General features: G+C 40.3%; 13 protein-coding genes. 10 read left to right on the top strand and 3 right to left on the bottom strand.

Going from position 1 to position 13,865, the window contains the following annotated elements:
- Positions 1-3 precede the first annotated feature (3 nt).
- The 8 genes from mdcE to DPG01_RS00245 all read left to right on the top strand — a co-directional run bounded on the left by mdcE (position 4) and on the right by DPG01_RS00245 (position 8,367).
- Positions 4-720 (top strand): biotin-independent malonate decarboxylase subunit gamma, encoded by a 717-nt coding sequence (mdcE, locus tag DPG01_RS00280; protein WP_110973811.1) that lies wholly within the window; start codon positions 4-6, stop codon positions 718-720.
- 10 nt (positions 721-730) lie between these two features.
- Positions 731-1,411: a malonate decarboxylase holo-[acyl-carrier-protein] synthase gene (gene mdcG, locus DPG01_RS00275; protein WP_110973810.1), complete on the top strand. Its 681-nt coding sequence runs from the start codon at positions 731-733 to the stop codon at positions 1,409-1,411.
- Entirely contained in the window at positions 1,389-2,267 is an 879-nt protein-coding gene (gene mdcB / locus DPG01_RS00270) for a triphosphoribosyl-dephospho-CoA synthase MdcB (protein ID WP_110973809.1), read from the top strand. Before mdcG ends, mdcB begins: the two co-directional genes overlap by 23 nt.
- Positions 2,245-3,168: an acyltransferase domain-containing protein gene (locus DPG01_RS00265; protein WP_110973808.1), complete on the top strand. Its 924-nt coding sequence runs from the start codon at positions 2,245-2,247 to the stop codon at positions 3,166-3,168. The genes mdcB and DPG01_RS00265 overlap by 23 nt, the downstream gene beginning before the upstream one ends.
- A gap of 585 nt (positions 3,169-3,753) precedes the next feature.
- Positions 3,754-4,230 carry a spore coat U domain-containing protein gene (locus DPG01_RS00260; RefSeq protein WP_110973807.1) on the top strand — a complete coding sequence of 159 codons (477 nt, stop codon included), beginning with the start codon at positions 3,754-3,756 and terminating at the stop codon, positions 4,228-4,230.
- 43 nt (positions 4,231-4,273) lie between these two features.
- A complete protein-coding gene (locus DPG01_RS00255; RefSeq protein WP_110973806.1) occupies positions 4,274-5,023 on the top strand; it encodes a molecular chaperone in 750 nt (249 codons plus the stop codon).
- Positions 5,024-5,050: 27 nt separating this feature from the next.
- Positions 5,051-7,399 (top strand): fimbria/pilus outer membrane usher protein, encoded by a 2,349-nt coding sequence (locus DPG01_RS00250; protein ID WP_162622311.1) that lies wholly within the window; start codon positions 5,051-5,053, stop codon positions 7,397-7,399.
- Positions 7,390-8,367 carry a spore coat U domain-containing protein gene (locus tag DPG01_RS00245; RefSeq protein WP_110973804.1) on the top strand — a complete coding sequence of 326 codons (978 nt, stop codon included), beginning with the start codon at positions 7,390-7,392 and terminating at the stop codon, positions 8,365-8,367. Before DPG01_RS00250 ends, DPG01_RS00245 begins: the two co-directional genes overlap by 10 nt.
- A gap of 23 nt (positions 8,368-8,390) precedes the next feature.
- On the opposite strand, the gene DPG01_RS00240 is transcribed toward DPG01_RS00245, so the two are convergent.
- Complete coding sequence (locus tag DPG01_RS00240) at positions 8,391-8,861, bottom strand: spore coat U domain-containing protein (RefSeq protein ID WP_110973803.1); 471 nt, start codon at positions 8,859-8,861, stop codon at positions 8,391-8,393.
- Positions 8,862-9,156: 295 nt separating this feature from the next.
- Between DPG01_RS00240 and DPG01_RS00235 the strand changes: the two genes are divergently transcribed.
- Entirely contained in the window at positions 9,157-11,043 is a 1,887-nt protein-coding gene (locus DPG01_RS00235; RefSeq protein WP_416346125.1) for a bifunctional metallophosphatase/5'-nucleotidase, read from the top strand.
- A gap of 131 nt (positions 11,044-11,174) precedes the next feature.
- On the opposite strand, the gene DPG01_RS00230 is transcribed toward DPG01_RS00235, so the two are convergent.
- Both DPG01_RS00230 and DPG01_RS00225 read right to left on the bottom strand, forming a co-directional pair.
- Positions 11,175-11,510 carry a gamma-glutamylcyclotransferase family protein gene (locus DPG01_RS00230; RefSeq protein ID WP_086208687.1) on the bottom strand — a complete coding sequence of 112 codons (336 nt, stop codon included), beginning with the start codon at positions 11,508-11,510 and terminating at the stop codon, positions 11,175-11,177.
- A 13-nt stretch (positions 11,511-11,523) separates the two neighbouring features.
- Positions 11,524-12,777 (bottom strand): MFS transporter, encoded by a 1,254-nt coding sequence (locus DPG01_RS00225; protein ID WP_110973801.1) that lies wholly within the window; start codon positions 12,775-12,777, stop codon positions 11,524-11,526.
- Between the two features lie 99 nt (positions 12,778-12,876).
- Between DPG01_RS00225 and DPG01_RS00220 the strand changes: the two genes are divergently transcribed.
- A complete protein-coding gene (locus DPG01_RS00220) occupies positions 12,877-13,788 on the top strand; it encodes a LysR family transcriptional regulator (protein WP_110973800.1) in 912 nt (303 codons plus the stop codon).
- The last annotated feature ends 77 nt before the right edge of the window (positions 13,789-13,865 follow it).

The raw sequence follows: 13,865 nt of genomic DNA, 5'->3' as shown, positions 1-13,865 counted from the left end.
CTCATGAATACAGAATTACTTTTACAACAGTTGTTTCCGCGTCAACTGGATTATCAGATCGAAGGTTATGTGATTAAGGGCAATGCGCAAACGGATGCAGGCCCAGTGCGGATTCTTGGCACAGTCAATGCAGCACCTATTAATCAAGACATAGCCATTCAATTATCCTCAGAAATTTTGAAATTGGTACAACAAGGCAATAAAACTCCCGTGGTCTTTATTGTGGATACGCAAGGTCAAGATCTTTCCCGTGCTGATGAGTTACTGTGCTTAAACCGTACCTTCGCGCATTTGGCATCTTGTGTTGACCTACTGCGCAGAAGTGGACATGCCAACCTCACGATTATTTTTGGTCAAGCTGTCAGTGGTGGATTCTTGTCCTATGGCCTCATGGCAAACGAAGTTTATGCACTCAGTGATTCGCAAGTCAAAGTTATGGACTTAAACGCGATGGCACGGGTCACTAAAATTCCAGTCGAAAAGTTAAAAGAGTTGTCACAAAGCTCAGCTATTTTTGCTCCAGGGGCAGAAAATTTTTACAAAATGGGTGCAATCAATGCCATTTGGCCAGATTTGGAGACCGATTGGGTTAGCCAAGCGCTGTTAAATCAACAACAACATCTCGAAGCTTATCGGACAGATCAACGCCGTGTGGTGGGGCAGCAGCGTCAAGGGCGTGTGTTGTGTAATACCATTATTGAGAAAGTTGTCCACAGTTAAGGAAGCAGATATGGATCGTCATGACTTAGCTTATCTTTGTGATTCAGCACACCTACATTTTTTAGATGTTTCTTTACCTGAAACAGTGAAACAAAAGGTGTATCAGCTGTTGAGCCAACATATTCCAATGACCGTTTGTCGGCAGGACGATATGGATGCGGGACAAGTGAAGCTGGCGATCAATTGCTTGGTTGAAGGCTATAAATATCGGGTGGCGTGCTTAGTCGAGAAACACGAGATCGAGCAGATCACTCGTCCGCTTTCTTTACAGGCTTTGTTAAAAGCGGACTCGCAGATTCTACAGCGTAAACAGTTGAGTAGTTTTGCAGGCAACTTAGAACAATTGGGCTGCAAAGTATATGTCTATGGCTCCTATGCCTATGAATATCTCACTAAAGAAGCTTATGTACGTTCAACATCAGACTTGGATTTGGTGTTATATCCAAAAGATTTAACACACACTTCAGAGATTCTAAATCTGCTTCAACAGGCTCAAGCCCAGAGTTCTATCCGCTTGGATGGAGAGATTCAAATCCATCCAGACTGGCATGTGTCATTTAATGAGTTAATTGCGGTTTTTCCTGAAATGAACCAGCAAGTGATCGTCAAAGGAATTCAGCGTGTCGAGATGCTGAGATTAGAACAATTATTCGAAGGGAAGCTTGAATATGCAACTACTACAACCACATGAAGTTTTATGCCCAAGCATTATCAGGACTGCTGAAAGATTAGACCGTTTGGCATGTATGGCGCTATTGGATGAAGCCAGTTTAGAACATAAGCCCGGTTTGGTTTGTCCAAGTTCGCAGGGCAGTCATCGTGACATGGACTTTAGCTTATTCCAATGTAGTGTAGATGCTTTACAGGGCTATTTTCAGGCGCAATGTTTGAACGGTTATCGCGATGTCGATTTTGACGAGATTCGACAATGTGGCATTTTAGCTGAACAAAAAATGATGACTGCAACTCAGCAGATCAATACCCATAAAGGGGCGATTTTTAATTTAGGTTTTGCCAGTGCTGCAGTAGGACAATGTCTAGCAGCTGATAGTCCCTTGAATGCAGGCTCAATCAGTCACAAAATTCAAAGTACTTGGCAGGATGAACTGTTACATCATTTAGAGCGTAATCCCAACAGCCACGGACAACGTATGCGTAGTCAATATGGCATCACAGGGGCGATTGAAGAGGTGGCTTCAGGTTTTAAAACGGTGATGGATGTTGCCTTGCCAACGTATATCGAGATTTATGCCAGAACGGCCAATGCACAGCAGGCTACAATTCAGACTTTATTCAGTCTGATGGCCTATGTACAAGACACCAATATTGTTTGGCGTGGTGGTTTATCAGCCTTATATATTGTGCAGGATCTAGCCAAGCAGTTTTTGGCTCGTGGCGGTGTGCTACAGCACACTTGGGTGCAAGACGTAGCTAAAGTGGAAGATTATTTCGTTCAGCATCGTTTAAGTCCGGGGGGCAGTGCCGACTTGTTGGGGGTAACTTTATTCATGCTGAAGGTGGAACATGAATTTCGCAATCATATTTAGTGGGCAAGGACTCCAAAGCTTAGGGCATGTGCAAGAGCTACTCACTTTGGCAGATGAGCTTCATGTATCAGAGAGTTTAAAGCAATATTTGCCGCGACTATTTTGTTCCGATTTAACCGAAGCAGATTTGTATGTGAATGAATTTGCGCAGCCTTTTATTTTTGCTTTGCAATGGTGTCGTTGGCAAAAGTTAAGACCTGAGATTGAAGACCTTATGAGTTTCTCAGGTTATTCACTCGGAGAGTTAAGTGCGCTCATTTGTGCAACGCAGATAGGTTTGGAGCAAGGACTATATTTAGCCCAGCAGCGTGCCTCGTTAATGTCTTCAGCCTCTCAGCATGCATGTGGCTTAATGGCTGTTCAGGGCATCAATCTCAATACACTTGAAGCGTTGTTGACTGAAACGTCAACCGCACTTTCCATTAAGCTCAGTGATAGTAGTTTTGTCGTGGGTGGGGCTGATGCCAATTTACAGCAATTGACCCGGCAACTCGAATTGCGAGGAACACGTTTTGTTAAACGCTTGAATGTCACCGTTGCATCGCATACGGCATGCATGGATGCTGCGGTTCAGCCGTATCGGCAGGTTTTACAACAACAAGACTTTGCTGGTTTGTGCACGGCCATGATTAGCGGTTCGGGTGGGCATAAGTTTTTTAAGACCACAGATGCCGTGAGTGTGCTAATTCAGCAAATGAATCACGCGATTGATTGGGATGCTTGTTTAAGTGCAATACAAGAAAATCAGCCTGATGTAGTCTTAGAAATTGGGCCAGGCAACGCCTTAAGTAAAATGCTCTTGGAGCGGAATCCACATTGTATTGTACGTGCGGTGGATGATTTTAAAAGTTGGTCTGGATTGCAGGTATGGTTAGAAAAACAAAGTATTGGATCATCCTGAAACGAAGATGATATGAGATGAAATGTATTCGGTGTTTTTTCGTTTTAAATCACATTCAGTCGTCCTGAAGATCGTTCAATGTCTACATCACTTCTTCAGTATGTAGATGAACTGAATAACACATGAAGAGCCGTGTTCCCTTATCCGCTTTTTGTCCTGATTAAATTAGCTTGAATCTACGACGAATGGTTGGTTTAGAAGGGCAATGGATTATTGATAGCAATCATGTTTATCGAGTTTTAAAACGCAGTATGATGCTGAATTTTCTATTCTACATATCATCATTTATTTTTAATTTTTAAGCGATTACCTCACTCGTTTATGGGATTTTAGAACAAAATTGTGCTCCAAAATCTATAATCTTCCACTATGCGTATGGTCTCACTATTAGATAAATAAAAATGATGAAAATAACAAAAAATACCAAAAAATAAAAAAAATTATTGAAAATTTTAAAAAATGTGATAGATTTCACGCTTACTTTTTATATGTGTGAACCTCTATATAAAAAAGTATCTATAAAAAGCAATGTTATTCATGGCGATTGCTTTTTGATTATCTAATTTAATAGTTTTAGGTCGTTATATGAAAAATTTTCTTACTACTGCATTATTGGCTTCTGCTGGTTTAGTTTTAGCTGGACAGGCAAATGCGGCTACCACTTCAAAAACAGCAACTGCTGACTTTAAAGTGAAAATTGAAGTGCTTTCTACTTGTGCAATCAATGCCACTGATATTGATTTTGGTAGTGTAAACAGTGCTGTGGCTGCAAATGATAAAACAGGAACATTAAATGTTACTTGTACAAGCCAAACACCATATAAAGTGGGTTTAGCAGGCAGTGGGAAAATGACACATGAGACAGATACTTCATCTAGCATCGCATATCAGTTATTCCAAAATGCGAGTGACAAAAGCCAGTGGGATAATAATAGTAATCTATACTCAGGTGTAGGTTCAGGTAGCGTACAGGCTATTCCTGTTGTTGCAAAAGTATCTGGTTCAACAAATGTTCGAGCAGGTAAATATATCGACACGGTTACCGCTACAGTAACGTATTAATTTTTGCTATCGTAAGGATATTCTTCACGAAAAGGGTATCGGCATGAAAAATACGTCGCGTTGGTCAAATGTACTGCGTAAGTGTAGCTTAGGTATATTGGCAACGAGTATTTTTATGATACAGGCGCATGCTGCAAGTTTGCAGGTTGCGCCTATTTTATTGGAATTTTCGCCTCAAGAAAAAGTCAAAGAACTTTGGTTAACCAATACTGGGGATGAAGCCATCCAAGGTCAAGTTCGAGTAAATGCTTGGACGCAAACCAATAATCAAGATATTTTAACCCCGTCTAAAGATCTGATCGCAAGCCCAATGGTATTGACGATTCCCGCAGGCCAAAGACAGTTGGTTCGTCTTATTCGTAGTAATGCAAGCAATAACTCATCTGAGCAAGCTTATCGTTTGATTGTTGATGAGCTACCGAACCCTCAAGCAGAAAAGCAAAGTGGTCTTCAGTTGTTGCTGAAATATTCAATTCCTGTATTTTTTAAGGCCTCAAGCACTGATGTCATTCAACAAGGTGTAACCTCGCTCAATGGCATGACATTTAAATACAATGCGAACAAATTAACGGTTACTAACCTGTCTCCGCACTATAAACGTTTTAGCCAGTTTGCCTATGTTGATGCGCAGGGGCAAAAAACACCCATCCAAAAAGGACTCATGGGTTATGTGCTGAGTGGTCAAAGTATGCAATGGTCTATTCCTGCTACGATAAATGTCAAACCTAATGGAAAATTTGTAGCAGTTGTAAATATGGATGTTCGGGAACAAGAACTTCCTATATCGCCTTGATATCTTATGTCTTTGGGAGTTTCTTCATTGAACGTTCGAGTCGGTCGTTTACTCTGTGCAGGGCTAATTATTGTTATTGCTCCTCACGTTTTTGCAGAGTCGGACTCCCCAGAGCAAGCAAGTGAAATCCAGCAAGACTTATACTTGGATGTCGAACTTAATCAGTCTGTTCAGCCACAAATTGGTCATTTCCTGCAACGAGGTCAACAGCTTTATATAGACCGTGCATCTTTAGATAGTTTTGCCATTCATGCGGATGCTCCGCAAATGCTCATAGATCAAGCTACTTATATTGCGCTTGATCAAATTAATGGATTGAGCTATCAGTATGATAATTTGAATCAGAAAATATCAATACAAGTACCTGTCGAGTTGTTAAGCGGACAAAACCAATATGGTTATCAAGCTTTACCTGCCGCCAGTATTAACCCATTACAAGAAAAAAAGGGGCTGTTACTTAACTACACGGCATTTGCCCAACAAAATGATGATGTTTTTTCATTTAATGGTTGGAATGAGCTACGCTATTTTGGCTTATTTAATGGCGTTTTAAGTCTGTCAGGAAATTATCAGTATCGAGATCATGTCGCGACTGATGGTCAAATACTTGATACGTATTGGGAAAAAGATTTTCCAAATCAATTGCTTCGATTGCGTTTAGGTGATGCTCAAAGTGATGCGCTTACATGGACACGTTCAACGCGTTTGAGCGGTTTGAGCATATCTAAAAACTTTGCATTACAGCCTTATACGGTAACCACGCCCTTAATGAGTTTTAAGGGGCAGGTGACTTTGCCCTCTCAAATTGATCTGATTATTAATGGGATCAAGCAATCTTCACAAAATGTGGTACCGGGGCAATTTGATATCCAAACCATCCCGAGTATTACGGGGGCTGGAAATGCCCAGATGGTCATTACCGACATCAATGGTCAGCAGCAAGTTCAAAGTTTTTCTTTGTATCGTGCCAATCATTTATTGGCACAGGGACTAAATGATTGGTCTTTGAACTTGGGTTATCCTAAGCTTAATTATGGTCTATCTTCTTTTGATTATGCGAATGATCCCGCTTTTAGTGGAAATTATCGTTATGGGCTAAGTAATACTTTCACAGTAGAAACGCATGCCGAGCTTACGGAACAATTGCAACAAGCAGGTTTAGGAACAGTTTATCAATTAGGCAAGCGCGCAGGGCAAATCAATGTTTCCTATGCTTATAGCCATACATCCGAGCAACAAGGTCAATTGTTGGGTTTTGGCTATAGCTGGAACTCCGCATTGCTCAGTCTAAACTATAATGGCCTACGTCAGTTCGGACAGTTTAATGATATTGCAAGCTTAAACGATGCAACATTTGCAAGCCAGTCTGATCAATTTTATATGGGACTAAATACTAAATTTGGACAATTTGGCGGTAGCTATATTCAGCAGGAATACATAGATCAAGCGAGTAATCGTTTTGTCTTGCTCAACTGGTCTTATATTTTACCGCGACGAATGAACTTGAATTTGAGTTATAGCCGTGACTTGTTAAATAAAGAGAATAGTTATTATCTATCTTTAAATTTACCATGGGCAAAGCGTAATTCTGCGACACTTACCGCTCAGCGTAGCAATGACCAAAACCAAATGAGTCTGAATGTTTTACATTCTGTGGATCAAGACCAAGGTGGTTTAGGTTGGCAAGCTTTAGCCAACCATACTGAGCAATATTCACAATTTCAGGGGCAGTTGGATTATTTAGGACGTTATGGTTTGGCACAATTTAATGTGCAACATACCGAATCTGATCAACAAAATAATACCAGTGCTTATGCTTCTGTGAGTGGTGGGTTGGTGATTTTAAAAGATACAGTATTAGCTAAACGTCTGGGCAATGGTTCATTTGCAGTTGTTTCAACAGATCAAGTTGCAGATGTACCTGTACGTTTAGAAAATCGTTTAATTGGCAAAACAAATCGGAAAGGTTATTTACTACTTGATTATTTAAATCCGTATCAACATAACAGTGTGGCTGTAGATACTTTGGATTTACCGATCAATTTAAAAATTGAAACGACCCAGCAGGATGCAGTTCCTCGGCAGTCGAGTGGGGTATTTATTCGGTTCCCGATGTATCAGGTCAAATCAGTACAACTTCAAGTGGTCGATTTGCAAGGAAATAACCTTTCGGTAGGAACTTCTGTCTGGCAAGAAAAACCAAATGAGCAACTTCAACCGACGACTATTGTGGCGCATGATGGTATGGTGTATTTGGATAATGTAAAAAATAATACCCTATATATAGGTGATCAGCTCAAGCAGTGCAGAGTAAAGTTGCCAGATCTTGAAACTTTAAATGGTTATAGTGATTTGGGGCAAATCGTATGTCAGTAAACTACAGTCACTGGTTTAAAATGAACTATTCTAGCCAGTATTTGGCTTGTATTGGCTTGTTGCTCCTTAGCTGTGGGCTGATCTATTCGCCTGCGCATGCAGAAAGCTGCTGGATTGGGGGGGCAACTCTCAGTTTAGGTACTGCAAATGCTCAAGGTTCTTCTACTGCTTCAACGGACGTCACGGTTAGCTGTAACTCTAATTGGAGTCAGCCGGTCACATATAAAATGTGTTTAGCAATTGATAGTACATCTCCTTCGGGGAATGATCCTCGTAGTATGATTAGCTATAATCCTGAAACACTGCTCAATTATCATTTGTACTATGATGCTGCGCGAACGTACAAAATTCCAGGTTCAGACCGTAAAAGTCAGGTGCAGTGCCAGACTTTTCAAGTCGAGGCTGGGCAGGCGAATGCAAGTACTCAAATTAAAATATATGGACAAGTGCTCGCTGGGCAAGTGGTTCCTGCGAGAAGTTACACCACAAATAGTGTAAATCTGAAACTTTATTCTGCTTTTCGTTATGGTTCTGCAATACCTAGCAATGAAGAGGTTTTTGCAAATTCAAATACAGGAAATAATAACCTCATCGTTAACTCCAATTATGAAAATAGTTGTTTAATCCAATCGGCTACGGATATTGACTTTGGAGCTGTTGAGCAATTAAACACCCCATTATTTGGTTCAGGACTTATTCGTTTGGCTTGTCCAACAGGAACCAGTATGCAAGTTAGTTTGGATAATGGCGTAAATGCGCAAGGAAGCCAAAGACGAATGAGAAATGCAGTGGGAAGTTATATTCAGTACAATTTATATAAAGATGTTAGTCGTTCACAAATATGGCAGGCGAATGTTTTTTATCCTGTAGATAACCAGAGTGTTCCTGTGTATGCAGCTGTTCCAGCTCAAACAATCACAAGTGTTGGACAATACTCCGACACAATCACAGTCACTTTAACTTACTAAGTTGCTCATTATTCCTTTTAAGCTTAATAGGTAATGGTTGCGGTCACTTTGTCACTATATTGTCCTGCAGGGACATTAGCATTGGGAACTTTTCCCCAAATGGTAATATTTTGCGTTTGCCCAGTACCTTGTTGAGACAAACGATTGTCTGCAATATTGCCCCATTCTTTACTCATGGCAGCATCTTGGTATAGCTGATAAGGAATTTGTATAGAAATATCATTACTATGCTTTAAACTGCCATTGCTGTTTAACGCAATGTTATAGGGTGTTCCATTGGTACAATAAACATTTAAACTTCCTGTCACTTGCACATTCTGTGCATTACGAGTCACTGTTCCAAAATCAATATCTGAAGTACTGCCTGTTCCAATATCGCAAATTTCTGTAACTTGCATTTTGACTTGAAATTGTGAGGATTGACGATCACTCATGGTATACGCCGAAACAGAAATGACGGCAAGAATTGCGAAAGAATATTTGAAAAGTTTCATGGTGTACTGTCTCCACGAGACTACAATGATTATCAATAGTTATGTGACTAATATAGGGAAATATAGCGTTGATTACTATAATTTATATTACATAATAATGCAGAAACTGAATTATATTTAATCGTTTGGTAAAACCATGTTGGTATAAGTTATAAAAAAACTGTTTAATTATCAAAACAATGTAAATAATGTTAAGAATATTTCACCAGTGTCACGAATTTTAAACGGTGCCCTTGCATGATGGTTGTTTAATAAATAAGCATTGGGGACAACCGTGATTCTTCGAAATAGAGCCATTAAGCTGTTAAGTTTGAGTGGTGGTTTTTTATTGTGTAGCAGCGTACTTGTTGGATGTAATGACGACGATAATAAAAACAATACTGCACCTGACGTGCAGAATAAAGCACTCGAAGTCAATCTTCTTCACATTAATGATAGCCACTCACACTTAGATGAGGAGACGGTAAAATTAATGTTAGAAACTTCGGCAGGAAAGCGAGAGGAAATCCAAGTCTCGAATGGTGGTTTTGCACGAGTCACAGCATTGATGAATGATTTGGCGAGTCGTGAGAAAAATGCAATCAAAATTCACGCAGGAGATGCCATAACGGGGGATCTGTATTTTACCTTGAAAGAAGGTGAGGCCGAGGCAGACCTTATGAATACGGTATGTTTCGATACGATGACCTTGGGCAACCATGAATTTGATAATACAGATGCTGGTCTACAAAAGTTTATGGGTTTTTTAAACGATAAAGGCAGTTGTAAGACTAAAACTCAGATACTCAGTGCCAATGTCGAGTTTGGGCCAAGTTCACCGTTGTATCGAACAGATTTGGTGAAGCCGTATACCATTATGGAAAAAGAAGGGCAAAAAATTGCATTGATTGGCCTTACCATTGCCAATAAGACCAAAAATGCATCACGCCCAAATACAGATACAGTATTTAAAGATGAAGTTACTACTGCACAGAAATATATTGATGAACTAAAACAGCAAGGCATCAATAAAATTATTGTACAGTCGCATTTGGGTTATGGGGCGGAAAAAGAACTGGCTACACAGTTATCTGGAGTTGATGTGATTGTGGGCGGAGATTCGCATACTTTATTGGCCGATGCAAAGTTGAAGAACTATGGCATCACCCCTGAGGGTGATTATCCAACTTTATTGAAAAATAAAGAGGGTGATCAAGTTTGCGTAGTACAAGCATGGCAATATGCGTATGTGGTGGGGCAGTTAAAAGTCAACTTTGACGCCAATGGTAAAGTTGATGCTTGTACAGGTAAGGCCAATGTATTGATTGGTGATGACTTTAAACGTACTGCAAAAGATGCAGTCCTACTGAATACAACTGAAATCGCGCATATTAGGCAAGATGTTGAAAATAGCAATGCTTTACAAATTGTACAGCCTGATGCGACGGCTTTAAGTATTTTAGAACCGTATAAAGTGGCTAAAAATTTATTAGGCAAAGAAATTGTAGCAAGAGCTGAAAGCAATCTTTGCTTACGTCGTGTTCCAGGCACCACTAGAGATGCCTCACGTTCAAGTCTAGGAGATATTTGCAATAAAGCTGATTTCACCAATCAACATGGTGGAGATGTGCAACAATTGGTGGCAGAAGCCTTTTTACAACAAGGCAAAAAGTATTTTAATGCGGATATTTCGATTCAAAACGGTGGCGGGGTCAGAGTCGATGTACCACAAGGCGATATCACGGTTGAGAAAATTTATACGGTCTTGCCTTTTAAAAATACATTGGTGCAATTACAAGCCACGGGGCAGGAAATTAAATCAACTTTAGAAGACGCGATTGATGCCGTGGTTTTGAACAACACTGGCAGTTATCCCTATACAGGGGGCTTAACGTGGGATGTCGATTTAACCCAAACCAAAGGCCAACGGGTATCGAATTTACAAGTGCGAAATGCTGATGGACAGTATTTGCCTTTAAATGTAAACCAAACTTATCAAGTGATTACCATTAATTTCCTTGCCGATGGTCAAGACTTTTATACCAGTTTAAAAGGTATCACGGGTGATCGTCGGATTGATGTGGGTTTAGATTATGCTGAAGCTTTCTTACAGTATGTCGAAAGCATGCCAGGTGCGAAAGGACAAAAGGTGTTAACACGCTTACCTGTTGAGCACTACAGTACACAACATTATAAAGAGTAAAGCTGGTTTAATGCCTCAAAGTCAGTCGGTATGTAACTGACTTTGAGGCCATTCAAACATCAGCTTAAATGAGCAATCATCCGTATTCGATTTCATTTAATTTTTGAGACTTCGCTACATAAAAATACGACTTATACGTGCTGATTTAGTGCATAGACATAGGCCTGTTGTATTTGCCCATTCTCTAAAGTGACCTCAGTTAAAACACGCTGATATTCACTGCCTTCGAACTCATCCAAGCTGTTCCACAGGCTATCTAATTGTTCTGAACTAAAAATATATCCATTAATAGTTTGCCCATCTGGACTCAGTGTCAGGCCAGGAAAGCCAAGTTCTGCACCCCAACCAGCTTCTTTAAGCCATCCCTTCACAGATCCTTTGTGCCATGTACCGCCAATCGCTTCTAAAATATGGGCATTGGGTTTATTGGGAGCTAAGGTACCGTAGACAAATAAGTGTTGTTGCATGAGGTCGAAATTCCTAAGGTGTTGGGGTGGATGAATGGAGTGGTTTTATTGAAAAAATAACGATGAGTGCAATTAGGATCAGAAAAATATTTAAGATAACGATGCCATTCCAGCCATAGCTTTGCCAAATATTTCCGCCATAGGCGCCTATAATGCTTGAACCTAAATAATAAAAAAGCAGATACAAGGAGGTGGCGTGGCCTTTATTGGATGTTGCGAGTTCGCCTACGCGACTGCTGGCAATGGCATGGGCAATGAAAAAGCCAGTGGTCACACAGCCAATACCAAGAATAATCAGAAATAAAGATGCAGAAAGGGTGAGTAGCACGCCTAAAAGCATGCATGAAAAGCCCAAAATCATCACCTGCTTTTTGCCTACTCGGTCTGCGATATTGCCTGCGATAGAAGAGGAGATAATACCCAAACTATAAGATAAAAAGATCAGGCTGATCTGAGTTTGGCTTAAATGATAGGGTGCTGCAAACAGTCTAAAGGTCACATAATTAAACAAAGTGACAAAGATACTGGTGAGCAAAAAACCGATGACATAAATTTTTAACAGCCGTGTATGACTTAAGTGTGCATACCATGTATGTAGATGGAACTTAAAAGAGAGACCTTGCTGGGCAGTGAAATTTCGCGAATTAGGTAAGAGTTTCAAAAAACCTAATGCACAGAACAGACAGATGCCGCCGAGAATCGCCATGGAAATACGCCATGAGAAAAACTCGGTCAAAATACCCATGCCAACACGTCCCATCATGCCGCCAAATGCTGTGCCTGCAATATATAGCCCCATGGTTTTAGCTAAATCTTTCGGGCTAATTTCTTCTGCAATCCAAGCCATAGCAACAGCAGGAACTCCACCCAAAACAAAACCTTCTAAGCTTCTTGAAAGCATGAGTACATGCCAGCTCGGTGAAACTGCGCACACGACATTAAGTATTGAAGCCAAAAGCATCGAGAAAAACATCAGCCCTTTTCTGCCCAATGTTTGTGAAAAAGCACTGGATAGCACGATCGACATGGCTAAAAAGCCTGTGGTTAAAGACAATGCAAGCGCACTTGCACTGGGCGCAATATGGAAACTTTGACTTAAATTGGGTAGCAAGGGCTGTACGCAATAGATTAGCGAAAAACTGGCAAAGCCTAATAGGAACAACGCCATACCCGCTTTTTTATATTCCCGTGTACCTTTGTTGATCGTTTGTGGAATGGATTGCTGAAAGGTAGACCAGTCTGCTTCTATCGAAGAGCTCAGTTTCATGACTTAACTGACTTAATATGGAGAAGAGCTTTTATTTTAAGAAGTGCATGTATATATGTATAATATATATATAACTCAATAATGGTATAGCTTTTATATATGGAACTGCGCAATATTCAGTACTTTATTGCTATCGCGGAAGAGCAAAGTTTCTCTAAAGCAGCCTTGCGTCTTGGTATAAGTCAGCCTCCGTTGAGTATGCAAATTAAAAAGTTGGAAAATGAAATCGGCGTTGAACTTTTTTATCGTTATTCTCATGGCGTTGCACTGACACCAGCAGGGGAAACTTTTCTTAAAATGGTCTTGCCCATTCAGAATCAACTGAAAAATGCAGTGAAATTGACCCAAAGTACGGCAAATGGTGAATGGGGAGAACTAAGGCTCGGCTTTACAGGCACCTCAATTTTAAATTCTTTAATTCCGACCGCCATCCAAGCATTCCAGCAGCGATATCCGCAGGTTAATTTGGTGTTAAAAGAAGCCAATTCTTTGATTTTAATTGAAAGTTTACTGAATAATGAATTAGACATTGCGATTGTTCGGCCACCTGCACAGTACCCGAAAGCTATTACGATTCGTAACTTGATTGATGAAAAGTTGATTGCTGCTTTGCCTTTACATTATCCCGCAGATGAAGAGATGGTGGATTTTGCAGAATTTGCACATGAATGTTTTATTGTTTCTCCTCCTGAGGTGAGTGCTGGGCTGTATGCTGCGATTCTAAATACTTGCCAACAGCATGGTTTTACCCCAAAAGTTGGACAGCAAGCGCCTCAGATTGTTTCAATTTTATCGTTGGTTGCGGCGAACTTAGGGATTTCTTTGGTGCCTGAGTCCACCCAACAGCTCAAAATTGAAGGGATTAAATATAAATATCTAAAAAATAAAACCGCAACCATTGGACTCGGTATTGCGTTTAAAGCAGATCTGCGTAGCCAACCTGCAATCAACTTTTCCAGCTTATTGAATAGTATTGTGAGACAACATCACCTTTTAAATGCTTCACTTTGATTTCATGTATCTCGCTTGAGTCTGAGTTGTCAGTACATAATCCATCGAGTTAAAAGTATTTTATATCAGGGTGATCA

Origin of the sequence: Acinetobacter sp. WCHAc060042 (assembly GCF_003231195.1) — a bacterium.
GTDB lineage: Bacteria > Pseudomonadota > Gammaproteobacteria > Pseudomonadales > Moraxellaceae > Acinetobacter.
The sequence above is the reverse complement of the archived record's forward strand: the minus strand, read 5'-3'. Positions and strand labels throughout refer to the sequence as shown.

Excerpts from the sequence above, each read along its gene's own strand:
- mdcE (WP_110973811.1), top strand. The coding sequence starts at position 4 with ATGAATACAGAATTACTTTTACAACAGTTGTTTCCGCGTCAACTGGAT.
- mdcG (WP_110973810.1), top strand. The coding sequence starts at position 731 with ATGGATCGTCATGACTTAGCTTATCTTTGTGATTCAGCACACCTACAT.
- mdcB (WP_110973809.1), top strand. The coding sequence starts at position 1,389 with ATGCAACTACTACAACCACATGAAGTTTTATGCCCAAGCATTATCAGG.
- DPG01_RS00265 (WP_110973808.1), top strand. The coding sequence starts at position 2,245 with ATGAATTTCGCAATCATATTTAGTGGGCAAGGACTCCAAAGCTTAGGG.
- DPG01_RS00260 (WP_110973807.1), top strand. The coding sequence starts at position 3,754 with ATGAAAAATTTTCTTACTACTGCATTATTGGCTTCTGCTGGTTTAGTT.
- DPG01_RS00255 (WP_110973806.1), top strand. The coding sequence starts at position 4,274 with ATGAAAAATACGTCGCGTTGGTCAAATGTACTGCGTAAGTGTAGCTTA.
- DPG01_RS00245 (WP_110973804.1), top strand. The coding sequence starts at position 7,390 with ATGTCAGTAAACTACAGTCACTGGTTTAAAATGAACTATTCTAGCCAG.
- DPG01_RS00240 (WP_110973803.1), bottom strand. The coding sequence starts at position 8,861 with ATGAAACTTTTCAAATATTCTTTCGCAATTCTTGCCGTCATTTCTGTT.
- DPG01_RS00230 (WP_086208687.1), bottom strand. The coding sequence starts at position 11,510 with ATGCAACAACACTTATTTGTCTACGGTACCTTAGCTCCCAATAAACCC.
- DPG01_RS00225 (WP_110973801.1), bottom strand. The coding sequence starts at position 12,777 with ATGAAACTGAGCTCTTCGATAGAAGCAGACTGGTCTACCTTTCAGCAA.
- DPG01_RS00220 (WP_110973800.1), top strand. The coding sequence starts at position 12,877 with ATGGAACTGCGCAATATTCAGTACTTTATTGCTATCGCGGAAGAGCAA.